This is a genomic window from Gemmobacter sp. LW-1, from assembly GCF_001303875.1.
GTDB lineage: Bacteria > Pseudomonadota > Alphaproteobacteria > Rhodobacterales > Rhodobacteraceae > Gemmobacter > Gemmobacter caeni.
On sequence record NZ_LJSC01000047.1, the window covers coordinates 46965 to 72990 of the forward strand.

Here is a 26026-nt window from a genome sequence, read left to right on the forward strand (position 1 = left end):
GGCATCACCGGAAATGGATGTTGAAACGAGCGCGGATGGCGGCATCAACCTCTGGGGCGATCTGGCAACCGGCCTTGGCGAGGATGTCATTCTTGCGCGCAATCGCCCGGTCGAGCAACACCGGCTTGCCTGCCTCGTTCCATTCCTTCGGAGACATGCGATTGCCGACGACCGGATAGACATATTCTGTCTGCATCAGACTCAGCGTCTGGCCAGAGCCGAGGTAATGCCCCGGCCCGCCCAGACAGGCCTCTTTCATCGCGTCGATCGAGGTGGAATCCTCGGTCACGTCGATGCCGCGCACCAGCCGCATGACCTGCCCCAGAATGTCATCCCCCATGATCAGGCTTTCCAGACAGAAGCCCAGCAGCGAGGCATGCATCCCGACCGATTCGTAGCACATGTTCAGCCCGGACAGGCCCGCCAGCGTATTGGTGATGCCCTGTTCCCATCCCGCCTGCATGTCGGGCAGCTTGCTGTCGGTGATGCCCGAGGCGGCACCGCCGGGAAGGTTGTAGAAGCGGTGCATCTGCGCGCAGCCCGCTGTCAGCAGCGCCTGTTCTGCGCTACCGCCCGACATGGCGCCGGTGCGCAGATCGCTGACAAAGGGCCAGGTGCCGAAGATCGCGGGCGCGCCCTTCTGGATGGCGTTGACATAGACCACCCCGGCCAGACATTCCGCCATGGCCTGCACGATGGCCAGCGCGATGGGGGCGGGCGCTGTCGCCCCGGCCTGCCCGGCAGACAGCAGCAGGACCGGCATCCCCCGCCGCACGCAATCCTCCATCACCATGCAGCTTTCTTCGGCGAATTTCATCGGCGGTACGACAAAGCAATTGGAATTGCTGACAAAAGGCCGCGCGCGCCACGCCTCCTCGCCGCCTGCCACCATATGCAGCAGGTCGAAACAGCCCGCCACATGGCTCGGGTCGCTGAACGAGGTGCCGACATGCTTGCGCGTACCCGCAAGACAGCCATAGAGCGTGTTCACATCCATGTCGAAATTGTCCACCACATCGCGGCAGACCATGGTGCGCTGGTAGAAATGGATGTTGTCGAGGTTCTGTACCAGCCGCGCAGCATCATACAGATCCTGCGCCGTCGACTCGCGATAGTCCAAAGTCACCGGATCGACGATATGCACCGCCGCCCCCGCCGTGCCGAAATGCACGTTGGAGCCGCTCAGATGCAGGTCGTATTTCTCATCCCGGCCATACAGCGTCAGGTCGCGCGCGGCGACCGCCAGCATATCCTCGACCAGCGCGCGCGGGAAACGGATGCGCCCGTCATCGCCCAGCACCGCCCCGGCCCCGGTCAGGATCTCGACCCCGCTGGCGGGCGCATTGGCCAGCCCGATGACCTCCAGCGCCTCCAGCGCCTGCGCATGGATCTTCGCCACACCGGCATCGCTCAGCGGCCGGTAACGCCCACCCGGCATCCCGGCCCGCACCGGCCGCAGCGCCTCGGCCAGCGGCGCCGCCCGCACCGCCACCCGCGCCGCCCGCCCACCTGACCGCCGCGCCCGCGACGGTTCGCAAACTTCTCCCGGTTCACTCATCGCACGCTCCTGCCCTGCCTTCATCTTGGCAAAAATATCCTCGGGGGGTCCGGGGGGCAGACAGCCCCCCGGCTTTTCTTCAGTCCGACGGGGCAGACAGCCCCCCGGATTCGGTTCAGATAGCCCTACATCCGCACCCGTGCGGCCTTCGGATCATACATCGGCACCAGCGAGGCCTCGGCCGCATGTCGCACCCCCGCCACCTCGATCTCGTAGCGCGAGGCCAGAACCTCCGCCTCGCTCTCGCCCGCGCAGGGCACATAGCCCATGCCGATGGCCCCACCGAGCGCATGGCCATAGTTGCCGCTGGTCACCGGCCCGACGATCCGGCCATCCCGCACGATGGCTTCGTTATGGAACAGCAGCGGTTCGGGGTCTTTCAGGCGAAACTGAACCATGCGGCGCGAAAGCCCGGCCTCTTCTTTCCGCAGCACCGCCTCGCGCCCGATGAAACCGGGTTTCGAGGTCCGCACTGCAAAGCCAAGGCCCGCTTCCAGCACATGATCCTCGTCGGTGATATCGTGGCCGAAGTGGCGGAACGCCTTTTCGATGCGGCAACTGTCGAGCGTATGCAGGCCACACAGCTTCATCTCCGGCGCGGCTTCCTCCAGCGCCTCGAAGACATGCGCGGCCTGATCGGTCGGCACATAGATCTCCCAGCCCAGTTCGCCCACATAAGTCACCCGATGCGCGCGGGCGAGGCCCATGCCGATCTCGATTTCGCGCGCAGTGCCGAAGGGATGCGCGGCGTTGGAAAAATCGTTCGGGCTGACCCGCTCCATCACCGCCCGCGCTTGCGGCCCCATCAGGCAGAGCACCGCCTCACCCGCCGTCACATCGGTGATGACCGCGAAATCCTCGCCCAGATGCCGCCGCAGCCAGGCCAGATCGCGTTGCAGCGTCGCCCCCGGCACCACCAGCAGGAAGGCGGTTTCCGAAAGCCGCGTCACCGTCAGGTCGCTTTCGATGCCGCCGCGTTCATTCAGCATCTGGGTATAGACGATCCGCCCCGGCGCCACGTCGATCTGATTGGCGCAGACCCGGTTGAGGAAAGCCGCCGCATCACGCCCCTCGACCCGGATCTTGCCGAAGCTCGTCATGTCGAAAAGGCCGACGCCGGTCCGCACCGCCGTATGTTCGGTGCGCTGGTTGTCAAACCAGTTCTGCCGCTTCCACGAATAGCGGTAGTCCCGTTCCTGCCCCTCAGCCGCGAACCAGTTCGCCCGCTCCCATCCCGCGACCTCGCCAAAGACCGCGCCGCGCGCCTTCAGGTGCTCGTGCAGCGGTGATCGCCGCACCCCGCGCGCGGTGGCCATCTGGCGATAGGGGAAGTGATCGGCGTAAAGCAGGCCCAGCGTCTCGCTCACCCGCTCTTTCAGATAGCGGCGGTTCTTCTGGAACGGCTGGGCGCGGCGGATGTCCACCTCCCACAGGTCAAACGGCGCCTCGCCCTCGGTGATCCAATGCGCCAGCGCCATGCCCGCCCCACCGGAGGAGGCGATGCCGACCGAGTTATAGCCCGCCGCAATCCAGTAGCCGCCCAGTTCCGGCGCCTCCCCCAGATAATAGCGATCATCGGGGGTAAAGCTTTCCGGCCCGTTGAAGAAGGTATGGATGCCCGCCGTTTCAAACAGCGGCATGCGGTTGGTCGCCATCTCGAGGATCGGCGCGAAATGGTCCCAGTCCTCTGGCAGGGTGTCAAATTCGAAATCCTCGCGGATGCCGCCCATGCCCCAGGGTTTCGCCTTCGGCTCAAACGCGCCGACCATCATCTTGCCCGCATCGGATTTGTAATAGGCGCATTCATCCGGCACCCGCAGCACCGGCAGATGGCCGAGGCCGTCAATGCCTTCCGTCACCAGATAGAAATGCTCGCAGGCATGCAGGGGCAGCGTGACACCGCTGGAGGCCGCCAGATCGCGGCCCCACATGCCGCCGCAGTTGATGACGACATCGGCGGCGATATGGCCCTGTTCCTCGCCGCGTTGCCAGGACACGCCGGTGACGCGACGGCGGCCATTCTCGGCCGCCTCGGTGACGCCGGTGACCTTGACGTTCTCGGCAATCGTCGCGCCCTGCATCCGCGCGCCTTTGGCCAGCGCCATGGCGATATTGGCCGGATCGCATTGCCCGTCCAGCGGCAGATGCACCGCCCCCACCACGCCATCGGTGTTCAGATGCGGATACATGGCCTTGACCTCGGCGGGCGAAATCTCGTGCACCGCCACGTCGAAGATGCGCGCCACCGTGGCCTGACGCAACAACTCCTCATGCCGTTCCTTCGTCAGCGCGACCGAGATCGAGCCGACCTGCCGCATCCCCGTTTCCACCCCGGTTTCCTGCGCCAGCCGGACGTAAAGATCGGCCGAATATTTCGCCAGCCGCGTCATATTGGCGGAACCGCGCAACTGCCCGATCAGCCCTGCCGCATGCCATGTGGTGCCTGAAGTCAGCCGCTTGCGCTCCAGCAGCACGATGTCGCGCCACCCGGCCTTCGCCAGATGATAGGCGACCGAACAACCCGAGACCCCGCCCCCGATGATCACCGCCCGCGCCTTTTGCGGAAGTTCCGTCATGTCACCGCTCCTGCGCCCGCCGCCTGCGGGCAAAAGTTTTCCGAAAACTTTTGCAAATTTCTTTGCAAGAAATTTGCGTCACGCCCGGATCCGCGCATTGGCCGGATCCCAGAGCGGTTCATCCTTCTGCACCCGCGCTTTCAGCTTCTCGCCGAAGATTTCCACCTCGACCTCGGTGCCCGGCACCGCCAGATCGGCGCGGATCATGCCCAGCCCGATGCAGGCGCCGACGCGGTGGCCCCAGTAGCCACTGGTCAGTTCGCCGACCACCTGACCCTCGTGCCAGATCGTCGACATATAGGGCGGGTCGAAATCGCCGGTCTCGATCACCAGCGTGGCAAAACGCTTGCTGACCCCCGCCTGCTTTTCCGCCTCCAGCGCCGTCTTGCCCCTGAACGCAGGTTTCGACCAGTCGATGAAGCGCTCCAGCCCGCCTTGCAGCAGGGTGTAATCGGTCGAAAGATCGCCTTTCCATGCACGATAGCCCTTTTCCACCCGCAGGCTGTTGAGCGCAAACATGCCAAAGGGTTTCAGCCCATGCCCTTGGCCGGCGGCCATCACTGCCTCCCAGATGCGCGGCGTATCGGCGTTGCGGGAATGGATTTCCCAGCCAAGTTCGCCCGCGAAGCTGACCCGCATCAGCAGGCAATCCGCCCCGGCGATCACCGCCGTCTGCCAGGTCAGCCAGGGGCGGGAAAGATCTGCCTCCGCCACCCCGGCAAGGATGGCGCGCGCATTCGGCCCGGTCAGGATCTGCGTCGCCCAATCGGCGCTTTCATCGGTGAGGCGCAGCCCCGGTTCGAGATGGCGTTCCAGCCATTCGCGGTCATGCGCCTGCGCCGTGGCGGCGGTGATGAGCCAAAGCTCGTCCTCCGCCAGCCGCGCCACCGACATCTCGGTGACGATGCGGCCCTTGTCATCGGCGAAATAGGCCAGCCCCAGCCGCCCGACCGACGGCACCTTGCCGCTGATCTGCCGTGCGAGCCACTCCGCCGCGCCCGGCCCCGTCAGGCGGAAGCGCGAGAAGCCCGGCAGATCCAGAATCCCCGCCGCATCCCGCACCGCCGCGCATTCCTCGGCCACCGCGCCGAACCAGGGACCTTCGCGACGCCAGGTCTGGGTGCCTGCTTCGGATATGTCATCGCCCGGCCGCGCATACCACAGCGCACGTTCCCAGCCGTTATAGGCGCCATACTGCGCGCCCAGCGCCATGGTCTGAGCATGCACCGGGCTGAGGCGGCGGTCGCGCGCCGCAGGCCAGGCATGATGCGGGAAGTGGATGGCATATTCGTGGCCGTAAACCTCCATCCCTTTCTGCACGCAATAGTCGCGATCTTCCCAGCCGGTGAAGCGGCGCGGGTCGCAGGACCACATGTCCCATTCGGTCGCGCCCTCGGTCACCCATTCCGCCAGCACCTTGCCCGCGCCCCCGGCCTGACAGATGCCGAAGGTGAAAACGCAGGCCTCGAAGGCATTGGGCACCCCCGGCATCGGCCCGATCAGCGGATTGCCGTCCGGTGTATAAGGGATCGGCCCGTTGATCACCTTGGTCAGCGCCGCCTTTTCCAGCAGGGGAACCCGCGCCATGGCATCGGCGATATACCATTCCAGCCGCTCCAGATCGTCGGGGAAAAGCTGGAAGCTGAAATCCTCGGGGAAGGGATCGTCCTTCGTCACCCAATGCGCCTTGCAATTGCGCTCATAGGGGCCAAGGTTGAAGCCGTACTTTTCCTGCCGCAGGTAATAGCTGCTGTCCACGTCGCGCAGCAGCGGCAGCTTGTGGCCCACCTCTTTCGACCAGCTTTCGATCTCGGGGATGGTGTCGAACAGCATGTACTGATGGCTCATCACCATCATCGGCACGTCGCGGCCAAACCATTTGCCGACCTCGCGGGCATAGTAACCCGCAGCATTCACCACGAATTCACAGCGGATCTCGCCCTTCGGCGTTGAAACCACCCAGTCGCCGCCCTCGCGCCGCACGCCGGTCGCCGGACAGAAGCGCTCGATCCGCGCGCCCATGGAACGCGCCCCCTTGGCCAAAGCCTGCGTCAGCTGCGCCGGGTCGATGTCGCCGTCATAGGGATCGTAAAGCGCCCCGGTCAGGTCGTGCGTTTCAAGGAAGGGATAGCGCGTGCGGATGTCCTCAGGCGACAGGATATCAAGGTCCATCCCCTGATAGCGCCCCATGCCGACGACACGTTTGAATTCCTGCAAGCGTTCCGCCGTATGCGCCAGCCGGACCGAGCCGGTGACATGGTAGTTCATCGGATAATCGACCTCGGCCCCAAGGCCGCGATAGAGTTGCGCCGAATAGCGCTGCATGTTCATGATCGACCAGCTTGAGGAAAAGGTCGGCACATTGCCTGCCGCATGCCAGGTGGACCCGGCGGTCAGTTCGTTCTTCTCCAGCAGCACGCAATCGCTCCATCCCGCCTTCGCCAGATGGTAAAGCGCCGAGGCCCCGACCGCCCCACCCCCGATGATCACAACCCGCGCCGTCGTCGGAAAATCCGCCATGATCCACTCCCTGTTTGGGCGGAGTATCGGCCCGCATCTTCGCGCTTTCAATTCACCCGGACGCGCCCTATTGATCGGAAAACCCGATCACGGTGCCGCCATGCAGATCGACCTTCTGGACACGTTTCTCGACCTTTGCGAGACGCGCAGCTTCAACCGCACCGCCGAACGGCTGGACGTGACACAAAGCACCGTCTCGGCCCGGATCGCGGCGCTGGAAGCGGCGTTGGGCGCCCGGCTTTTTGCCCGGTCCCGCGCAGGCACCGATCTGACGATGGAAGGGCGGCGCTTCGAATCCCATGCCCGCAGCCTGCGCCATGAGTGGAACGAGGCGCGCCGCCGCATCCGCCTGCCCGACCGCGCGGCACAGCTGATCCGGCTGGGCATCCAGAATGACCTTGCCGCCCAGCATATCGGCGAATGGGTCGCCGATTTCCGCCGCGCCCTGCCGGAAACCGCCTTTTATATCGAGCCCGATTACTCCAATCAGATGTGCGCCGACCTGCTGACCGGGGTGCAGGATTTTGCGGTGATGTTCTCGCCCAAGCCCCACCCCGACCTGCATTTCGAAACCGTGGGCGAAGTGCCCTATGTCATGGTCTCGTCCGAGGCCGAGACGCTGGAACAGGTCAGCCCCGACAGTTTTGTCTTCGCGCATTTCTCGCCCGCATTCGAACGGATGCACCGCGAGGTGACGCCGCAACTCGCGGGTTCCGCCATTTCGGTGGGCCAAAGCGCCACCGTCGCCAGCCTGCTGACCGCGATGGGCGGCGCGGGTTATGTGCTGGAGAAAACCGCGACCGGGCTTGTTGCCAGCGGCCATTTTCGCCGGGTGAGCGATGCGCCGGTGCTGCGCCAGCCGGTCTATGCCGCATTGCACCTGCGGCACCGCATCTCGCCGCTGCACCGCCGCCTCACCCGCATCGTACGCCGCCGCCTCGCCGCCGCAGGCCCCGAGCCACTGGACAGCCCGCCCCGCGCCGCCTAGCCTCGCCCTGCAACCCATGCAGGAGGCCCCGATGCCCGTCACCCTCGTTCAGGTCGATTTTCCCCACGCCGGCCCCTGGGGTGCCGAAATGGCCTCCGCTTTCGAAGGGCTGGCGCAATCCATCGCAGCCGAGCCGGGCTTCCTGTTCAAATACTGGACCGAGGATCAGGCGCAGGGCATCGCGGGCGGCATCTACGGCTTTGCCAGCCGGGCCGAGGCCGAAGCCTATCTGACCATGCATACCGCCCGGCTTCAGGGCTTCGGCATCACCGGCATCCGTGGCCTGATCCTTGATGTGAATGAACCGCTGTCCCGCATCGACAAGGCGCCGGTCCTCTGAGACGCGGCTCTTTAACTCTGACAAAATATCCCGGAGGGTGGCCGGAGACCGGGGGCAGCCGCCCTTGTACCGCTTCCCACCCGGAACCCAGACCTGGACCCAGTCGCCCGCGCGCGCCGGACCTTTGAGGCCCGAAGCCATTACATGACCCCCACCAGCCGCCGCATGACCGCGCGGTAGCGTGCCTCGATACTGTCGCGCGCCACATGGCGTCCGCCCTGCACGACATGACGCCCTGCGGACCACAGATCGGCCACCAGCCGATCATCGCCCGCGAAAATCCAGGCATCCAGTATTGCATCCTCGCGCCGCCCCTCCAGCATCAGCGCGCCGGTGTCCAGCGCAAGAAGATCGGCCCACAGCCCTGGCGCAATCGCCCCGGCGGCCCGACCGCCCGCCTGCGCCCCACCCCGCGCCGCACTTTCCACCAGCACCCGCCCGTTCGAGGCATCGGCGGTCGCCAGCATCGCCCGGCCCCGATCACGCAGACGCTGCGAATATTCGTAGGACCGCAATTCCTCGGCCTGCGAGATGCGGATATTGCTGTCCGAGCCCACGCCGAACACACCGCCCGCCGCCTGCCAGCGCATTCCGTCAAAGATGCCGTCGCCCAGATTGGCCTCGGTGATCGGGCACAGCCCCGCCACCGCGCCCGTGCGCGCCAGCGCCTCTGTCTCGGCGGGCAGCATCTGCGTCGCATGGATCAGGCACCAGCGCGTATCCACGGGTGCATGCGCCAGCAGCCATTCGGTCGGCCGTGCGCCGTAAGCTGCCTGCACTTCCTCCACCTCGGCCACCTGTTCGGCCAGATGCAGATGCACCGGCCCACCGAAGCCCGGCATCGCGGCCAGGGTTTCCGGGCGCACCGCGCGCAGCGAATGCGGCGCGACGCCGATCACGCCGTCCGGCAGCGTCGCGACCGCCTTCGCGGCGGCCTGATGCAGCCGGGCGAAGCGATCAGGCGCATTGCCAAAACGCAACTGCCCCGTGGTCAGCGCCCGCCCGTCACAGCCGCCGCGTTCGTAAGCGACCGGCAAGAGCGTCAGCCCGATGCCGGTCTCTGCCGCCGCCGCGACGATACGCGCCGACATTTCGGCCAGATCGGCATAGGGGGCACCGCCCGGCTGATGATGCAGGTAATGAAACTCGCTGACCCCGGCAAAACCGGCCTCCAGCATCTCCACCTGCACCAGCGCGGCGATGGCCTGCACATCCTCGGGCGTCAGATGGTCGAGGAAGCGATACATCAGGGTCCGCCAGGTCCAGAACGAATCCTGCCCTGCGCCGCGCCGCTCTGTCATCCCCGCCATGGCGCGCTGGAATGCGTGCGAATGCAGGTTCTGCCCGGCGGGCAGCAGGCAGCCGACCCGCTGCCCTTCTGGCGCGGTGCCCGGCGTGACGGACGTAATGCGCCCCTCCGCCATCTCCACACGCACCGCCTCGGCCCAGCCATTCGGCAGCAATGCTGTCTCCGCCCAGATCACCGTCATCGCATCCTCTTGACAGATGTTATTATGTACAGAAATAATCACATCAAGCGCAGACAAAATCAAGCGGGGAGCGCGATGATTCTGACCAATGCCACAGTAGCGACGATGACGGGGGGCTATGGCCTGATTCCCGAGGCCGCCATTGTCCTTGAAGGCGACCGCATTGCCTGGGTCGGGCCGATGGGCGACCTGCCTGCCTCGGCCGCACCTGTCACCGATCTGGGCGGACGGCTGGTGACGCCGGGCCTGATCGACTGTCACACCCATCTGGTGTTTGGCGGCAATCGCGCACGGGAATTCGAGATGCGGCTGACCGGCGCCTCTTACGAAGAAATCGCCCGCGCCGGCGGTGGCATTGTCTCGACCGTAAGCGCAACCCGCGCGGCATCAGAGGACAGCCTGCTCGCGCAGGCGCTGCCCCGGCTGGACCAGATGCTGACCGAGGGCGTGACGCGGATCGAGGTCAAATCGGGCTATGGCCTGGACATCGAAACCGAGCTTCGGATGCTGCGCGTGGCGCGGCGGCTGGCCACCCTGCGCCCGGTGCGGATCAGCACCACCTTCCTTGGTGCCCATGCCATTCCGGCCGAATACAAAGGTCGCGCCGATGATTACATCACCGAACAGGTGATCCCCGCCCTGCACCGCGCCCATGCCGAAGGCTTGGTCGATGCGGTGGACGGTTTCTGCGAGGGTATCGCTTTTTCCCCCGACCAGATCGCCCGCGTCTTTGCCGAGGCACGCGCATTGAACCTGCCCGTCAAGCTTCATGCCGAACAATTGTCGAACCTGCATGGCGCGGCGCTGGCGGCGCGGCACGGGGCGCTGAGTGCCGACCATCTGGAATATCTGGATTCCGAAGGCGCGCAGGCCATGGCAGCGGCGGGTACGGTGGCGGTGATCCTGCCCGGCGCCTTCTACGCCCTGCGCGAAACGCAGCTTCCGCCCGTGGCGGCGCTGCGCGCGGCAGGGGTCGACATGGCAGTCGCGACAGATTGCAACCCCGGCACCGCGCCGATGACCTCGCTCTGCCTTGCCATGAACATGGCCTGCACCCTGTTCCGCCTGACACCGGAAGAGGCGCTGTCCGGCGCCACCCGCATCGCCGCCCGCGCACTGGGTCAGACCGAGGAAGGCCGGATCGCGCCCGGCTTCCGCGCCGATCTGGCGATCTGGCAGGCCCGGCACCCGGCAGAACTCGCCTATCGCATCGGGGCCACGCCCCTTCACGCCCGCATCTTCGGAGGCCAACTTGACGCCTGAAATCCTGATCCCCGGCCAGACCACGCTTGACCAGCTTGAACGGCTGTGGCGCACCGAAGCCCCGGCGCGTCTGGCACCCGAGGCCCGCGCAGGCGTCGAAGCCGCCGCAGCCAGAATCGCCGCCGCCGCCGCGGGCGACGTGCCGGTCTATGGGGTGAACACCGGCTTCGGCAAGCTGGCGAGCCTGAAGATTGCCGCACAAGATACTGCAACGCTTCAGAAAAACCTGATCCTCAGCCATTGCTGCGGCGTGGGCGACCCGATGCCCCGCGCCACCGCGCGGCTGATGATGGCGCTGAAGCTGCTGTCACTGGGCCGTGGTGCCTCGGGCGTGCGGTGGGAGGTCGTGGCGATGCTGGAGGCGATGCTCGACAAGGGCGTGACCCCGGTGATCCCGGCGCAGGGCTCGGTCGGCGCCTCGGGTGATCTGGCACCGCTGGCACATATGGCCGCCGCCATGCTGGGCGCGGGCGAGGCAGAGTTCGCAGGCCAGGTAAAACCCGCCGCCGAAGCTCTTGCCGATGCTGGTCTTTCGCCGATCACACTTGGCCCGAAAGAAGGGCTGGCGCTGATCAACGGCACCCAGTTTTCCACCGCCTATGCGCTGGCCGGCCTGTTTGGCGCCTGGCGTGCGGCCACGACCGCGCTGACTGTCTCGGCCCTCTCCACCGATGCGATCATGGGATCGACCGCGCCCCTGCGGCCGGAAATCCATTCGCTGCGCGGTCACGTCGGACAGATCGAAGCCGCCGCCTTCATGCGCGCGCTGCTGGACGGGTCGGAGATCCGCGAAAGCCACCGCGAAGGCGACAGCCGGGTGCAGGACCCTTACTGCATCCGCTGCCAGCCGCAGGTGACCGGCGCCGCGATGGACATTCTGCGCCAGGCCGCCCGCACGCTGGAGATCGAGGCCAATGCCGCCACCGACAATCCGCTTGTGCTCAGCGACGGGGCCATTGTCTCGGGTGGGAACTTCCACGCGGAACCCGTTGGTTTTGCAGCAGATATGATCGCCCTCGCGCTCAGCGAGACCGGCGCCATCGCGCAACGCCGCGTGGCGCTGATGGTAGACCCGACGCTCAGCTTCGACCTGCCGCCTTTCCTGACGCCGAACCCCGGCCTCAATTCGGGCCTGATGATCGCCGAAGTCACCACCGCGGCGCTGATGAGCGAGAACAAGCATCTGGCCCACCCTTGCGTCACCGACAGCACGCCGACCTCCGCCAATCAGGAGGATCACGTCTCCATGGCTGCGCACGGCGCGCGACGGCTGGGGCGCATGGTCGAGAACCTGAACGTTATTCTGGGGGTCGAGGCGCTGTGTGCCGCGCAGGGCGTGGAATTCCGCGCACCGCTGGCGACCTCTGCACCACTGGCGGGGGTGGTGGCGCGGTTGCGGACGGAGGTTCCGTCGCTGAAAGACGACCGCTACATGGCGCCCGATCTGGCTACCGCTGCGCGTCTGGCCGGCAGCGGCGCACTGGTGGAGGCGGCGGGCATTGCGCCCCCGGCGCTGGCATGAAGCCGCTGGACGGCCTGCGTGTGCTCGATCTGACCCGCGTTCTGGCGGGTCCGTTCTGCACCGCGCTGCTGGCCGATCTGGGCGCTGAAATCATCAAGCTGGAGCCGCCCTCAGGCGATGACTACCGCCATATCGGCCCCTTCGTGCAGGGTGAAAGCGCGCTGTTCACGCTGGTGAACCGGGGGAAGCAATCCATCGTTCTGGATCTGAAATCCCCGGCGGATCAGGCGCTTGCCCGCGACATTGCGCTGCAGTGCGATGTGGTGGTGGAAAACTTCCGCCCCGGCGTCGCGGCCCGTCTGGGGCTGGGCGCCGAGGATCTGCGCGCGGCGAAACCGGGGCTGATCTATGCCTCGATCTCCGGCTTCGGCCAGTCTGGCCCGGCAGCACACCTTCCGGCCTATGATCTTGTGGCGCAGGCCATGTCCGGCCTGATGGCCGCAACGGGCGAGGAAGGCGGCGCGGCCCTGAAGGTGGGCGAAAGCTACGGCGATCTGATGGCCGGTCTTTACGCAAGCTGGGCCATCCTCGCCGCGCTGCACCAGCGTGACCGCACTGGCGAAGGCGCCATGATCGACGTGGCAATGTTTGACGCGCTGTTCTCCCTGCTGCCCACCAGCCATGCACTGCATTTCTACGCCGGGAAGGCGCCCGCGCGCACCGGCAACCGCCACCCGCTGTCCACCCCCTTCGGATGCTTCGCCTGCGCCGACGGGCAGGCGGTGATCGCGGTGCTGGGCGATGGTCAGTGGCAGCGGCTTTGCGCCCTGATCGGCGTGACGCCCGCACCGCATCTGGCAACGGATGAGGCCCGCACCGCGCATGAACCCGAGGTCCGCGCGATGATCGAGGCCTGGACAGGCCCGCGCCCGATGGCCGAAGTGGTCGCCGCCCTTGCTGGCGCGGGCATCCCCACAGCCGAGGTGCAAACGCTGGCGCAGGCGGCGGAAAGCCCCCATGCGCAGGCGCGCGGGCTGGTCAGCGACCTGCCGCATCCGGTGCTGGGCCACGCCAGGACCATCGGGCAACCCGTTCGCTTCAATGGCGAAAAGCCGATCTCCTCCACCTCCGCGCCGCAGCTTGGCGCCGACCGCGCCGCGATCCTGCACCGCCTTGGACTTGCCGACCATGACTGACCTTTTCCATATGCTCAGCGACGAGGAACGCGCCTTCCTCGACATGCTCGCCCGCTTCTGCGCGCAGGAACTGGCGCCGAAAGCCGCCGCGACAGATGAAAGCGGCGCCTTCGTCCATGACCAGCTCGCGGCGCTGGCCGCGACCGGCATGATGGGTGCCAACCTGCCAGAGCCCTGGGGCGCGGGGATCAGCGCGCAGGCGCTGCTCAGGGCGGTCGAACTTGTGGCGGGCGGCTGCGGGTCCACCGTCTCGGCGCTGACCGCGCATTACCTTGCTACCGATTCCATCCTGATCGGCGGCACCGGAGCTCAGCGCGATCACTGGCTGCCCATGGCCGCCGAAGGCACCACGCTGGGGGCCTTTGCGCTGACCGAACGCAACGCCGGGTCCGACCCCGCCGATATGCGCACCCGTGCCAGCCGCACCGCGACCGGCTGGCACCTCAAGGGCGCCAAATGCTTTATCTCCAACGGCGGCGTGGCCGATTTCGTCATCGTCTACGCCGTCACTGATCCGGCCAAAGCCCACAGGGGCATCAGCGCCTTCCTCGTGCCGAAAGGCATTCCCGGCCTGACGCCCGGCCGCGCCGAACGCACCATGGGCCTACGCGGCGGCCATGTGTGGGAACTGGATCTGGATTGCCACCTGCCGGCCGAAGCGCTGCTGGGTGACGAAGGCACCGGCTTCCGCACCGCGATGAAGGTGCTGGACAATGGCCGGGTCGAGGTCGCCGCCATGTGCATCGGCATCGCACAGGCAGCGCTGGACGCCGCCGTGGAGTGGAGCAAGACCCGCATCATCGGCGGCGAGGCCCTGGCCAATCGTCAGGGCATCCGCTGGCAACTGGCCGACATGGCGCTGGACCTGCGTTCTGCCCGCCTTCTGGCGCTGGAGGCCGCGCGCCAACGCGCCCTCGGCCTGCGCTTCAGCGAGGCCGCCAGCATGGCCAAACTCGCTGCCTCCGAAATGGCCGGGCGCGTCACCGATGGCGCGCTGCAACTGCATGGCGGCTATGGCTACACCGCCGATTTCCCGCTTGAACGCCACGCCCGCGATGTCCGCATCATGCGGATCTACGAAGGCTCTTCCGAAATCCAGCGCGGCATCATCGCCGCTCATCTGCTCGCCTGAGGATCTCTTCCATGAACAGCCGTCACAACACCCGCGACATCTATCCGCCCACCGGCACCACGCTGAATGCAAAGAACTGGCAGGCCGAAGCGGCGCTGCGCATGCTGATGAACAACCTCCACCCCGATGTGGCGGAAAACCCGCATGAGCTGGTGGTCTATGGCGGCATCGGCCGCGCCGCCCGGACGTGGGAGGATTTCGACCGCATCTGCGCCGCGCTGAAGGATCTGGAGGCCGATGAAACCCTGCTGGTGCAATCGGGCAAACCCGTCGCCATCGTGCGCACCCATGCCGATGCCCCCCGCGTGCTGATCGCCAATTCGAACCTTGTGCCGCATTGGGCGACATGGGAACATTTCAACGAATTGGATCGCAAGGGCCTGATGATGTACGGCCAGATGACCGCCGGGTCCTGGATCTATATCGGCACCCAGGGCATCGTGCAGGGCACCTACGAGACCTTCGCCGAGGCCGGACGCCAGCATTACGCAGGCGATCTGACCGGGAAATGGGTGCTGACCGGCGGTCTTGGCGGCATGGGCGGCGCGCAGCCGCTGGCCGCCGTGATGGCCGGGGCCTGCTGCCTCGCGGTCGAGGTGGACGAGACCCGCATCGACTTCCGCCTGCGCACCCGCTACGTTGATGCCAAGGCGAAAACGCTGGATGAGGCGCTGGCGCTGATCGCCGACTGGACGGCGAAGGGCGAAGCCAAATCGGTGGGCCTGCTGGGCAACGCCGCCGAGGTCTTCCCCGAACTCCTGAAGCGCATGAAGGAGGGCGGCCCCCGTCCCGACATCGTGACCGACCAGACCTCCGCCCATGACCCGCTGCATGGTTACTGCCCGGCGGGGTGGAGCGTGGGCGACTGGCGTGCCAAACAGGAAGCCGCGCCTGTCGAAGTCGAACGCGCCGCCCGCGCTTCGATGAAACAGCATGTCGCCGCCATGGTCGGCTTCCATGAGGCCGGCGTGCCCACCCTCGATTACGGCAACAACATCCGTCAGGTGGCCAAGGACGAGGGGCTGGAAAACGCCTTCGCCTTCCCCGGCTTCGTGCCGGCCTATATCCGCCCGCTGTTCTGCAAGGGCATCGGCCCGTTCCGCTGGGCCGCGCTCTCCGGCGACCCCGAGGACATTGCGAAAACCGATGCCGCGATGAAGAAACTCTTCCCGGAAAACAAACACCTGCACCGCTGGCTTGACATGGCGGGCGAACGCATCGCCTTCCAGGGCCTGCCCGCGCGCATCTGCTGGATCGGCCTTGGCGACCGCCACCGCGCCGGGTTGATGTTCAACGAGATGGTTGCCAGCGGCGAACTCAAGGCCCCCGTGGTCATCGGCCGCGACCACCTCGATTCGGGCTCCGTCGCCTCGCCCAACCGCGAGACCGAAGCCATGCGTGACGGCTCGGATGCCGTGTCGGACTGGCCGCTTCTGAACGCGCTGACCAATACCGCCTCGGGCGCCACCTGGGTCAGCCTGCATCACGGCGGCGGCGTCGGCATGGGCTTCTCGCAGCATTCAGGTGTGGTGATCGTGGCCGACGGCACGCCCGAGGCCGCGAAACGCCTTGAACGCGTGCTGTGGAACGATCCGGCCTCCGGCGTCATGCGCCATGCCGATGCGGGCTATGACATCGCACTCGATTGCGCGCGCGATCACGGGCTGCGCCTGCCCGGCATCCTCGGCAATTGAGCTTCCTGCTTCTTGCCGAAATACTCCACGGGGGACCGGGGGTGTGAAACCCCCGGTCCGCACCGGAAAACCCGCGCCAACGGAAGGAACCTTACATGCATTACGCTCCGGGGTCCGAACCCTGCCCGCTGCCCTATTCCCCGTTCAAGGCCTGCACCGTGCCGCGTCCGATCGGCTGGCTGTCCACCATCTCGAAAGCCGGGGTCGCCAATCTCGCGCCCTACAGCCAGTGGCAGAACCTGACCTTCGATCCGCCGATGGTGATGTTCGCCGCCAACCAATATTCCGACGGCCGCCGCAAACATACCGTGATCAATGCCGAGGAAACCGGCTGGTTCGTCTGGAACATGTGCACCTATGACCTGCGCGAGGCAATGAACCAGAGCGCGGTGGAATGGCCCGAGGGTGACGATGAATTCCTGCGCGCGGGCGTCACCGCCGCGCCCTGCATCGACGCGCCGGGGCCGCGCGTGGCCGAAAGCCCGGCGCATTTCGAATGCCGTTACCTCTCCACCCACCGCCTGCGCGGCAATTCAGGGCACGGCTGGGTCGATGTGGTGTTCGGCGAGGTCGTGCGCATCCATGTCGCCGATCATGTGCTGACACCGGATGGCAAGCTGGACTACGCGAAAATCCGGCCGCTCGCCCGCGTCGGCTATCACGATTACACCAGCTTCGCGGAGACTTTCACCATGCCCATCCCCGGCGCGACCGGCGCCGCAGCGGCGGGGCTGGAAGGCAAAGCCTGATCAACCCGTGACCGGCTTCATCCCGGCCCGGAACCGCGCCGCATTGGCGCGGTAGCCTTCCGCAGATTTCAAGAGCCGCGCCCGCGCAGTCTCGTCCAGTTGCCGCACCACCTTGCCCGGCGCGCCCATGACCAGACTGCCATCGGGGATTTCCTTCCCCTCGGTGATCAGCGCCCCGGCGCCGATCAGGCAGCCCTTGCCAATCTTCGCACCATTCAGCACCGTGGCCCCCATGCCGATCAGGCTGCCGTCGCCGATGATGCAGCCATGCAACATCGCCTTGTGCCCAATCGTGCAGTTGGCGCCAATGATCAGCGGATAGCCCATATCGGTATGCAGCACGCAGTTTTCCTGCACATTCGACCCTGCGCCGACGCGGATTTCCTCGTTGTCGCCGCGCATGGTCACGCCGAACCAGACCGAGGCGCGGGCTTCCAGAACCACCTTGCCGATCAGATTGGCATCCGGCGCCACCCAGGCATCCGGGGCGATCTGTGGTGCCACACCGTCAAGCTCATAGATCATCGCGCATCAAACTCCCTGTTAAGGCCGCGAACGAACTCCGGCAGGCCGGGCTGACGGTCGCGGCGCATGCGTTCGGCCCTGAGGATCGTCACCAGTTCCCCGAAGGCCGTGTCGATGTCATGGTTGACGATGACATAATCATATTCCGCCCAATGGCTGATCTCGTCGCGGCTTTTCGCCATGCGGCCCGCGATCACCTCGTCGCTGTCCTGCGCGCGGCCGCGCAGGCGGCGGTCAAGTTCGGCAATCGAGGGCGGCAGCACGAAGATCGACACCACATCACGGCCAAGGCTGGAGTTGCGGATCTGCTGCCCGCCCTGCCAGTCGATGTCAAAGAGCGTATCGCGCCCCTCGGCCATCGCGGTTTCCACCGGCCCCTTGGGCGAACCGTAGAAATTGCCGAACACCTCGGCATGTTCGAGCATTTCGCCCGCCGCCGCCATCGCCTCGAATTCAGCGCGCGATTTGAAGTAATATTCGCGCCCGTCCACCTCGCCCGGACGCGGCGCGCGGGTGGTGGCGGAAACCGAAAACCGCAACGTTGGATCCCAGTCCATCAGCCGCCGCGCCAGCGTCGATTTGCCCGCCCCCGAGGGCGACGAGAGGATAAGCAGCAAACCCTTGCGCATCATGGTCATTCCACGTTCTGAACCTGTTCCCGCATCTGGTCGATCACCGTCTTGAGGTCAAGCCCGATGCGGGTCAGCCCGATATCCTGCGCCTTGGAGCACAGCGTATTGGCCTCGCGCATGAATTCCTGCATCAGGAAATCGAACTTGCGCCCGACGCTGCCAGGTTCCGCCAGCAGCTTGCGCGCGGCCTCCACATGGGCGGCAAGGCGGTCCAGTTCTTCGGTCACATCGGTTTTAACCACGATCAGCGCCAGCTCCTGCGCGAGTCGCGTCTCATCCGCCGCCTCGGCCGCTTCCAGCAGGCGCCCGACCTGCGCGCGCAGCGCCTCGGCCTGACGGGTGCCGCGCAGGCCCGCCTGGGCTGCGGCCTCGGCGCGCAATTCCGCGATGCGGTCGATCTGGCCCGCGATCACCGTATGCAGCGCAGCCCCTTCCGCCGCACGCGAGGAGGCGAAATCGGCCAGAAGCGGCGGCAGATCGGCCAGGATCGCGGCGCGCAGCGGTGCGGTATCTTCCTCTGCCCCGCCGCTTTCCACCACGCCGCGCCAGGTCAGCACATCGGCGGGTGACGGCTGCGTCAGCGTCACGCCGGTTTCCATCGCCGCCGCCTCCACCGTCGCCAGCGCGCCCAGCACCGCACGCAGCGTCGCCTGATTGAGCCTCAGCGCCTCGGCCTCCGGCGCGTCGCGGGTGACGCGCAGGCTGAGGCTCACGTTGCCACGCCCCAGTGCCCGGCCCAGTTCGGCGCGCAGCGCCTGTTCCAGGCCGTCGATCCAGTCCGGCACGCGCAGCCGCAGATCCAGCCCCTTCCCGTTGACCGAGCGCAGATCCCAGATCCAGCCCGCCCCCGCGCCCTGCCCTCTGCGGGTGGCAAAGCCCGTCATGGAATGCGTCATCATCTTTCTCCGATCGGCCCTTCGCGGGCGGTGCATTTAACCATTTGTATAGATTCCCGCTCCGAAGGCCACAAATCCCTGTATGTTAATTCCCGGGTAAGCAATTTGGCCCGCAGCACGCACTGGCGGAGGAAAGGCGATGGCATTGCGGTTTTTCGGGAATGGTCCGGGCGGATCGGGCGAGGACAGCCAGCCCCCCGGCGCCGGTTGCGCCGCGATGATTGCCGAAGTCCGGGGCTACTGGCAGGCTTTGCGCCGCGACGGGGCGCTGCCGCTCCGCGCCGAGATCGACCCGCGCGGCATTGCCGGGGCGCTGAGCGGCGCCTTTCTGGTGGAACGCATCGCACCCGGCGTCGGCCGTCTGCGCATCGCGGGCAGCAGCTTCACCGAGCTTCTGGGCATGGATGCGCGTGGCATGCCGCTGTCGTCGGTGTTCGATCCGGCGGCCCGCAACCGGCTGGCGGTGGCGCTGGATCAGTGCTTCCTGCGCCCCGCTATCCTTGACGCGCCGCTGACCGCGGAAACAGGGCTGGGCCGCCCTGCCCTGACCGGAAGGATGATCCTGCTGCCGCTGGCCAGCGATGGCACCCGCGCCGAAACGGCGCTGGGATGCCTTGCGCTGTCGGGCACGGTGGGGCGGCAGCCGCGCCGCCTGATCCCCGGTGCCCTGTCCCCCGAGCCGGTGGACCCCGGCGCCCCCGACCTGCGCGCGCCCGTACTGCGGATGCTGGAGGCCGCCGGGCCGCAATTCGTGGTCAGGCCCACGCGCAGCGGCACCTCCTATCTGCAACTGGTCGATCTGGACGAGACCTCAGCGCCGCACCGGGTTTGACCAGGCCCGCCGCCCGGCCGCGTCAATCACCGTGACGCGCAGCCAGTGCGAGGCGCCCAGCCGCTCAAGCGGCACTTCGGCGCGGGTCATCGACTGGCCATGCACCGCCTTCGCCCCCGTTCCCGCGCCCTGCACGATGACCGAGACAACGGCAGAGCTTTCCACGATCACCCGGTTGCCTTCGACCACCACATCACGCAGTTCCGGGCCTTGTGAACTGTAGAACTGTCCCGACTTCAGCGCCGCCAGCAGCGCCTCGGGCGTGTTCTCGGTGGCCTTCACCATGACCCAGCCGCCAAAGTGATCGGGTTCGGAAAAATGCGCATCATCGGTGGCGATCAGGCTGAGGTCGCGTCCCTCGGTCAGCAACAGATCGGCGATGGCAAAGCCGTCCGGCCGGTCGCAGCCCATGGCGCAACCGTGGTTGTAGACCTCGACCGCATGGGCCGCCGTCAGGCTGCGCGCATCCGCCAGCGTCAGGCCCGACCATTGCGGATGAGCGATGGCGACGAAGGCCCCCGCCGCCACGGCGCGGGCGGCAATCTCCGGCCCCGTCTCCATCCCCGGCTGCACACGGAAGTCCGGCGCATTGCCCGGCGCGAAATCCGGCGGCAGGCCAACGGCGAGGATATGCCACAGCTCGCCGTTGGACATCGGGCCGGAATGCAGCTCCGCCCCGATCAGCGTGGTGAAGCCCTCGGCCCGGAACGGCACAGTGTCAGCAACGGGATAGCCGAAGCAGCCGACGAAGTGATCGGTCAACGCCATGAAATCATAGCCTTCCGCCCGATAGCGGCGGCAAACTTCCTCTGGTGGCAGAGCCCCGTCCGACAGGTTGGAATGGGTGTGCAGATTGCCGCGCCAGAAACGGCCAGGGGTGGAAAAGGCGGAAAGACGCATCGAAACCTCCATGTTGCCGCCGATCCTGCCACCGTTTCATGGCAGGCGCATGACCGGGGGCGACATCGGCTCAGGCCACACGCTGCCCCGCGACCCAGGTGCCGCGCAGCAACACCGTGGCGCCATGGCGGCGGAAGCGGACCAGATCGGCCCGCAACCCCGGCACCAGCCGCCCGCGATCCGTCAGGCCCACCGCCGCTGCCGGCGCCGCCGTCACCGTGGCAACCCCGCGTGGCAGATCAGACCACAGATCCCCCAGCCGCAGCGCCGCCAGCAGCAGGGCCGCAGGAACATAATCAGACGACAGAATGTCCAGACAGCCCGCAACCGCCAGCGTTTCGGCGGCCACATTGCCCGAATGCGACCCGCCCCGGATCACGTTCGGCGCCCCCATCATCACCGCGATTCCCGCCGCCTGACAGGCCCGTGCGGCCTCTGGCGTGGTCGGAAATTCGGCAAAGCGCGCACCATGTGCGGCGGACTGCGCAACATCCGTGCCGGTGGTATCATCATGGCTCGCGAGATGCGCGCCCAGCCGCCGCGCCGCCGCAACCGCCGCAGCCTCATGCGCCGCGCCCACCTCGGCCGAAAGCGCCAGACGGTCGGCGACATGGGCGTCAAACTCGGCCTCGGTGAAGCCATGCTTGCCCATCAGGTAATGCCGCAGTTGCGTCAGGTCGCGGAACTGCCGCTGGCCGGGCGTATGATCCATCAGGCTGACAATGCCCACACCATCGGCCGCGCCGAACTTGGCCAGTTCCTCCGGCAGGGTTTCCGAACAGATCTCGGCCCGCAGATGCAGCAGGTGGTCGATCTTCAGCACGCCCGCCATGCGCAGGCCCAGAATGTCATCGGCCAGCGCGCGGGCATATTCGCCATACCGCCCCTTCTTGCGCGAGGGCAAAGACCCCACCCGCAAGGCATCGAAAACCGTGGTGATCCCGCAGCCCGCAAGCTCGGCATCATGGGCCAGAATCGCCGCCTCATGCGGCCACGGCACTTTGGGGCGCGGCTCGGTGTGGCGTTCCAGATTGTCGGTATGCAGTTCAATCAGACCCGGTGCCAGAAAATCGCCGCCGCAATCCAGCGCACCGGGCGGCAGATCGGCGCCTTCGCGGATTTCGGCGATGCGCCCTTCCGCAACCACCAGTGCGCCGCGCACCAGCCGGTCGGGCAGAACCAGAACCGCATTGCCCAGAATGAAATCACCCATCGTTGCCCTCGTCCGCCGCCTGCGCCCCTGCCTACCCTGCCGCGCCCGGCAGGAAAAGACCGCCGCCCGGCCTTGCCCTGCCCGCTGCAATGCCGCAAAACGGGACCATCATGTCCGAGGCAGGAAACCGCAGCATGACGGCAGAGCTTACCGACCCGGTGCTGGTTCCCGGCCCCGAAACCGCGCGCAGTTTCCGCGATGCGCTGGGACGCTTCGCCACCGGGGTGACACTCGTCACCACCGAAGGGCCGAACGGGCCGCTGGGCTTTACCGCCAACAGCTTTGCCTCTGTCTCGCTCGACCCGGCGCTGGTGCTGTGGTCACCCGCCCGCAGCGCGAGCCGCTTTCCCGCTTTCGCCGCCGCCCGGCACTATGCCATCCATATCCTCGGGGTGGATCAGTTCGACCGGATCGCCGCGTTCGGGCGCGGTGGTCCCGGCTTCGCCGACACCCTGCCCGACCGCAATCCCGAGGGTGTGCCGCTGATCCCCGGCGCGCTGGCGCGGTTCGACTGTGAACAGCACGCTACCCATGACGGGGGGGATCACCTGATCATCGTCGGGCGCGTACTGCGCTTCAGCCTGCGCGACGGCGCGCCGCTGGTGTTCAGCCAGGGTGCCTGGGGCGGTTTCGCCCATGGTGGCTGAGTGCCGCATTTGCAAAATGGACCACATCTGCATATCTTGATGCGAGCGACTGGTCCGAGGTGAACATGAACGCATCCGCACTGACCCCTGTGGAACCCGAAGGCGGGATGGAGCCGCTTGAAGGCTGCGGCGGGCTTTCGGCCGAAGAGATGATGGTGCAGGCCACGGCAGCAGCCGGGTTCCTGAAGGCGCTGGCACATGAGGGCCGGCTGATGATCCTGTGCCACCTGCAAGCGGGCGAGAAATCGGTGACCGAGCTGGAGCACCTTCTGTCCTCGCGGCAGGCCGCCGTCAGCCAGCAGCTTGCCCGGCTGCGGCTGGAGGGGCTGGTCAGTTGCCGGCGCGAGGGGAAGGTCATGTACTACTCGATCCAGGACCCCAAGGTCGCCACTGCGATCGGCATGGTCTATGAGCTGTTCTGCCAGCCGCCGGTCGTCCCGGCAGGCTGATCCCCGCTCAGACGGCGTTTGACTTTTCGCTGGCCGCACCCGACAAGGTGTTAGCGCCAACGGGGAGGGAAGCGCCATGTTCCAGCGATTTGTCGCCATGATGATGCTGTGCGCGGGGCTGCTGTTGCCCGCAACAGCCCGCGCCGAGCCGCCATCTGCCGCCGAGGTGATGACAGGCTGGTATCGTCTGGTTCTGGAGCTTGTCCGCCACACCCCGACCTATTCCCCCCCTGTCGCCGCCCGCGCCTTCGGCTATCTGGGTGTCACGACCTGGGAAGTGCAGGTCGCCACCGCTGACAGCGGAGCCAGCCTTGCGGGGCAGCTGAACGGGCTGTCACCGCTGCCTGATCTGCCCGCCGGACTGGACCCGGCCATCACCATGCAGGGTGCTCTTGCCCGCGCCGTGCCCTATTTCTTTGGCAATACCGGCCCGACCGGGCAACGCGCCATGGCAGCCATGGAAAAGCGGCTGACTGACCGGCTGGGCGCGGACCGCGATGCCGCGCTTGTGGCCGAAAGCCTGGCCGCCGGGCAGCGCATAGCCGATCACATCATCGCCTGGTCCGAAGGCGACGGCGGCGCCAGGGTCGAGAACATGGGTTTCCCCGAAACCTATACGCTGACCCCCGGTCCCGCGCATTGGGTGCCGACTTCGGCCATTGTGCAGCAACAGAAACCGCTGCTGCCCGACTGGGGCCGCAACCGGCCCTTTGCCATGCCGGAAGGCAATGCCTGCCCGCTGCCCGCGCCACCCGCCTATAGCGAGGCGCCGGGATCTGCTTTCCACGCCGAGGCGCAGGAGGTCTATGACACCTCGCGCAGCCTGACGCCCGAACAGCTTGCCATCGCGCGCTTCTGGTCGGACGATCCGATGCTGTCGCCCACCCCGCCCGGCCACTGGCTGACCATCCTGCTGGATCAGGCGGAGGCTGCCAATCTGTCCGATGACCGGCTGGCTGAAGGGCTGGCACGGCTGGGCATCGGCATGGCCGATGCGTTCATCGGCTGCTGGCACAGCAAGTTCGAATTCGATCTGGTGCGCCCCGTGACCTATATCCGCCGCGTGATCGACCCGGCATGGGAGCCGCAGCTGATCACCCCGCCTTTCCCCGAATACCCGTCAGGCCACAGCACCCTGTCCGGCGCGGCGGCGGAGGTGATGACGGCAATCTTCGGGGAGGACCACGCCTTCGACGATGGCACGCATGAGGATGATGGTCTGCCCGCCCGCCATTTCGCCGATTTCCGCGCGGCAGCGCAGGAGGCGGCGATCTCGCGCCTGTATGGCGGCATTCACTTCCGCGCTGCCATCGAACGCGGTCTGGCACAGGGCGCCTGCATCGCAACCCATGCCAATGCGCTGAGGATGCGGCAATGACCGCCCGCGCCCTGCTGGTGCTGGCTCTGGGTACCCTGCCCGCACAGGCCGAAACCCCGGCGGTGCCCCGGTTCGAAGCCTACACCGGCGGCCCGGAACACAGCTTCACCGGCGAATGGCAATATATGGTCGGCGGCGGCGTCGCGGCTTTTGACTGTTCCGGCGACGGGCGGCCCGAGTTGTTCATGGCAGGCGGCACCGCCCCCGCGAGCCTCTGGCGCAATGACAGCACGCCCGGCAAGCTGGCCTTCACCCCGCTCGATAGCCCCGAAACCGCGCTGGAAGGTGTGACAGGCGCATGGCCCGTCGACATCGACAGCGACGGCATCACCGATCTGGCCGTGCTGCGCGTTGGCGAAAATCGCCTGTTGCGAGGCTTGGGCGACTGCCGGTTTGAACCGGCCAACGCGCTCTGGGGCTTCGACGGGGGCGACGCCTGGTCCACCGCCTTCGCCGCCACATGGGAGACAGGCAGCGCCTTCCCCACGCTCGCCATCGGCAATTACATTGACCGTGCGGAAGAGGCTTTCCCCTGGGGAAGCTGCACCGACAACTGGCTGCACCGTGGCACCGCCACCGGCTTTGCCCCGCCGCTGGCGTTGACGCCATCCTATTGCAGCCTGTCCATGCTGTTCACCGACTGGAACCGCAGCGGACGGCCCAGCCTGCGGGTGTCGAATGACCGCGAATATTACAAGGGCGGGCAGGAACAGCTCTGGCATCTCGACCCCGGCGCGGTGCCCCGGCTTTACACGCCGGACGAGGGCTGGCAGCGACTGCGGATCTGGGGCATGGGCATCGCTGGCGCCGATCTGGATGGCGACGGCTACCCGGAGTTTTACCTGACCTCGATGGCTGACAACAAGTTGCAGGTGCTGGTGCAGCCCGGACCGGACGCCCCGCCGCGCTACCGTGACGATGCCTTCCCGCGCGGTGCCCATGCCCAGCGGCCCTATACGGGCGGGGATGTGCGGCCCTCGACAGCCTGGCACCCCGAGTTTGCCGATGTGAACAACGATGGCCTTGCCGATCTGTTCGTGGCCAAGGGCAATGTCTCGGCCATGCCGGATTTTGCGGCGGACGACCCGAACAACCTGCTGCTGCAACGCGCCGACGGCACGTTTTACGAGGCCGGGGCCGAGGCAGGTGTGGCGTCGATAAAGGTGGCGCGTGGCGGCGCCGTTACAGATCTGGATGGCGACGGCTGGCTGGATCTGGTGGTGGTAAACCGCAATGCCCCGGCAGAGATCTGGCGTAACACCGGCACCGGGGCGCCCGGCACCTGGATCGCGCTGCGCCCGGTACAGCCCGCACCGAACCGCGACGCCGTGAATGGCTGGGTGGAAGTGCGGAGCGGAGGCAAAACCCAAAGGCAGGAAATCACCGTGGGCGGCGGCCATGGCGGCGGGCAACTTGGCCCGCGCCATTTCGGCCTTGGCACCGCATCAGAGGCCGAAGTGCGGGTGATCTGGCCTGATGGCACGGCGGGCGACTGGACGACACTGGCCGCCGGTCAGGTCTGGCACCTGCCGCGCGGCGGCAGCCCCGCCCCGGCGCCGTAAGACTGCCCCGCCGGACAGGCGGGG

Annotated in this window: 22 protein-coding genes; 13 read left to right on the top strand and 9 right to left on the bottom strand. The window is 66.8% G+C overall.

The features are described 5' to 3' along the window. Positions 1 to 4: 4 nt before the first annotated feature. The 3 genes from AO684_RS13325 to AO684_RS13335 all read right to left on the bottom strand — a co-directional run bounded on the left by AO684_RS13325 (position 5) and on the right by AO684_RS13335 (position 6654). On the bottom strand, positions 5 to 1558 hold the full coding sequence (locus tag AO684_RS13325) for a trimethylamine methyltransferase family protein (RefSeq protein WP_054303236.1): 1554 nt from the start codon (positions 1556 to 1558) through the stop codon (positions 5 to 7). A 125-nt stretch (positions 1559 to 1683) separates the two neighbouring features. Beyond that, positions 1684 to 4134 carry an FAD-dependent oxidoreductase gene (locus AO684_RS13330; protein ID WP_054303237.1) on the bottom strand — a complete coding sequence of 817 codons (2451 nt, stop codon included), beginning with the start codon at positions 4132 to 4134 and terminating at the stop codon, positions 1684 to 1686. 78 nt (positions 4135 to 4212) lie between these two features. Beyond that, positions 4213 to 6654, bottom strand: a complete 2442-nt coding sequence (locus AO684_RS13335; protein ID WP_054303238.1) for an FAD-dependent oxidoreductase — start codon at positions 6652 to 6654, stop codon at positions 4213 to 4215. A gap of 100 nt (positions 6655 to 6754) precedes the next feature. Between AO684_RS13335 and AO684_RS13340 the strand changes: the two genes are divergently transcribed. Both AO684_RS13340 and AO684_RS13345 read left to right on the top strand, forming a co-directional pair. Continuing rightward, entirely contained in the window at positions 6755 to 7642 is an 888-nt protein-coding gene (locus AO684_RS13340) for a LysR family transcriptional regulator (protein ID WP_054303267.1), read from the top strand. A 31-nt stretch (positions 7643 to 7673) separates the two neighbouring features. Continuing rightward, the gene (locus tag AO684_RS13345; RefSeq protein ID WP_054303239.1) at positions 7674 to 7982 is read left to right on the top strand and encodes a monooxygenase; all 309 of its coding nucleotides are present in this window, start codon (positions 7674 to 7676) and stop codon (positions 7980 to 7982) included. Between the two features lie 140 nt (positions 7983 to 8122). Here AO684_RS13345 and AO684_RS13350 read toward each other — a convergent pair whose 3' ends face one another. Beyond that, positions 8123 to 9472, bottom strand: a complete 1350-nt coding sequence (locus tag AO684_RS13350) for a formimidoylglutamate deiminase (RefSeq protein WP_054303240.1) — start codon at positions 9470 to 9472, stop codon at positions 8123 to 8125. Positions 9473 to 9547: 75 nt separating this feature from the next. On the opposite strand from AO684_RS13350, the gene hutI reads away from it, so the two are divergent. The 6 genes from hutI (at position 9548) to AO684_RS13380 (ending at position 16968) form a co-directional block, all read left to right on the top strand. Beyond that, a complete protein-coding gene (hutI, locus tag AO684_RS13355; RefSeq protein ID WP_152968425.1) occupies positions 9548 to 10735 on the top strand; it encodes an imidazolonepropionase in 1188 nt (395 codons plus the stop codon). Next, positions 10725 to 12257, top strand: a complete 1533-nt coding sequence (hutH, locus tag AO684_RS13360) for a histidine ammonia-lyase (protein ID WP_054303242.1) — start codon at positions 10725 to 10727, stop codon at positions 12255 to 12257. The genes hutI and hutH overlap by 11 nt, the downstream gene beginning before the upstream one ends. After that, on the top strand, positions 12254 to 13393 hold the full coding sequence (locus AO684_RS13365; RefSeq protein ID WP_054303243.1) for a CaiB/BaiF CoA-transferase family protein: 1140 nt from the start codon (positions 12254 to 12256) through the stop codon (positions 13391 to 13393). The genes hutH and AO684_RS13365 overlap by 4 nt, the downstream gene beginning before the upstream one ends. After that, complete coding sequence (locus AO684_RS13370; RefSeq protein ID WP_054303244.1) at positions 13386 to 14525, top strand: acyl-CoA dehydrogenase family protein; 1140 nt, start codon at positions 13386 to 13388, stop codon at positions 14523 to 14525. Before AO684_RS13365 ends, AO684_RS13370 begins: the two co-directional genes overlap by 8 nt. Before the next feature lie 11 nt (positions 14526 to 14536). After that, positions 14537 to 16219: a urocanate hydratase gene (gene hutU / locus AO684_RS13375; protein ID WP_054303245.1), complete on the top strand. Its 1683-nt coding sequence runs from the start codon at positions 14537 to 14539 to the stop codon at positions 16217 to 16219. A 95-nt stretch (positions 16220 to 16314) separates the two neighbouring features. After that, positions 16315 to 16968, top strand: coding sequence for a flavin reductase family protein (locus AO684_RS13380; RefSeq protein WP_054303246.1), 654 nt, complete (start codon positions 16315 to 16317; stop codon positions 16966 to 16968). Here AO684_RS13380 and AO684_RS13385 read toward each other — a convergent pair whose 3' ends face one another. From AO684_RS13385 to AO684_RS13395, 3 genes are read right to left on the bottom strand one after another with little or no spacing between them, the layout of a single operon-like run. Then, complete coding sequence (locus tag AO684_RS13385; RefSeq protein WP_054303247.1) at positions 16969 to 17493, bottom strand: gamma carbonic anhydrase family protein; 525 nt, start codon at positions 17491 to 17493, stop codon at positions 16969 to 16971. Beyond that, a complete protein-coding gene (gene gmk / locus AO684_RS13390) occupies positions 17490 to 18125 on the bottom strand; it encodes a guanylate kinase (RefSeq protein WP_054303268.1) in 636 nt (211 codons plus the stop codon). The genes AO684_RS13385 and gmk overlap by 4 nt, the downstream gene beginning before the upstream one ends. A gap of 2 nt (positions 18126 to 18127) precedes the next feature. After that, positions 18128 to 19021 (bottom strand): YicC/YloC family endoribonuclease, encoded by an 894-nt coding sequence (locus tag AO684_RS13395; RefSeq protein ID WP_054303269.1) that lies wholly within the window; start codon positions 19019 to 19021, stop codon positions 18128 to 18130. A 139-nt stretch (positions 19022 to 19160) separates the two neighbouring features. On the opposite strand from AO684_RS13395, the gene AO684_RS13400 reads away from it, so the two are divergent. After that, a complete protein-coding gene (locus tag AO684_RS13400) occupies positions 19161 to 19853 on the top strand; it encodes a PAS domain-containing protein (RefSeq protein WP_054303248.1) in 693 nt (230 codons plus the stop codon). Here the strand turns inward: AO684_RS13400 and AO684_RS13405 are convergent. After that, positions 19833 to 20753 carry a CehA/McbA family metallohydrolase gene (locus AO684_RS13405; protein WP_054303270.1) on the bottom strand — a complete coding sequence of 307 codons (921 nt, stop codon included), beginning with the start codon at positions 20751 to 20753 and terminating at the stop codon, positions 19833 to 19835. The genes AO684_RS13400 and AO684_RS13405 overlap by 21 nt on opposite strands. A gap of 70 nt (positions 20754 to 20823) precedes the next feature. Further along, entirely contained in the window at positions 20824 to 21966 is a 1143-nt protein-coding gene (locus AO684_RS13410; protein WP_054303249.1) for an alpha-D-ribose 1-methylphosphonate 5-triphosphate diphosphatase, read from the bottom strand. Between the two features lie 134 nt (positions 21967 to 22100). On the opposite strand from AO684_RS13410, the gene AO684_RS13415 reads away from it, so the two are divergent. The 4 genes from AO684_RS13415 to AO684_RS13430 all read left to right on the top strand — a co-directional run bounded on the left by AO684_RS13415 (position 22101) and on the right by AO684_RS13430 (position 26002). Further along, on the top strand, positions 22101 to 22613 hold the full coding sequence (locus AO684_RS13415; RefSeq protein WP_054303271.1) for a flavin reductase family protein: 513 nt from the start codon (positions 22101 to 22103) through the stop codon (positions 22611 to 22613). A 107-nt stretch (positions 22614 to 22720) separates the two neighbouring features. Then, positions 22721 to 23062 carry a helix-turn-helix transcriptional regulator gene (locus tag AO684_RS13420; RefSeq protein ID WP_054303250.1) on the top strand — a complete coding sequence of 114 codons (342 nt, stop codon included), beginning with the start codon at positions 22721 to 22723 and terminating at the stop codon, positions 23060 to 23062. A gap of 76 nt (positions 23063 to 23138) precedes the next feature. After that, entirely contained in the window at positions 23139 to 24440 is a 1302-nt protein-coding gene (locus AO684_RS13425; protein ID WP_200907818.1) for a vanadium-dependent haloperoxidase, read from the top strand. Beyond that, positions 24437 to 26002, top strand: coding sequence for a CRTAC1 family protein (locus AO684_RS13430; RefSeq protein WP_054303251.1), 1566 nt, complete (start codon positions 24437 to 24439; stop codon positions 26000 to 26002). The genes AO684_RS13425 and AO684_RS13430 overlap by 4 nt, the downstream gene beginning before the upstream one ends. The last annotated feature ends 24 nt before the right edge of the window (positions 26003 to 26026 follow it).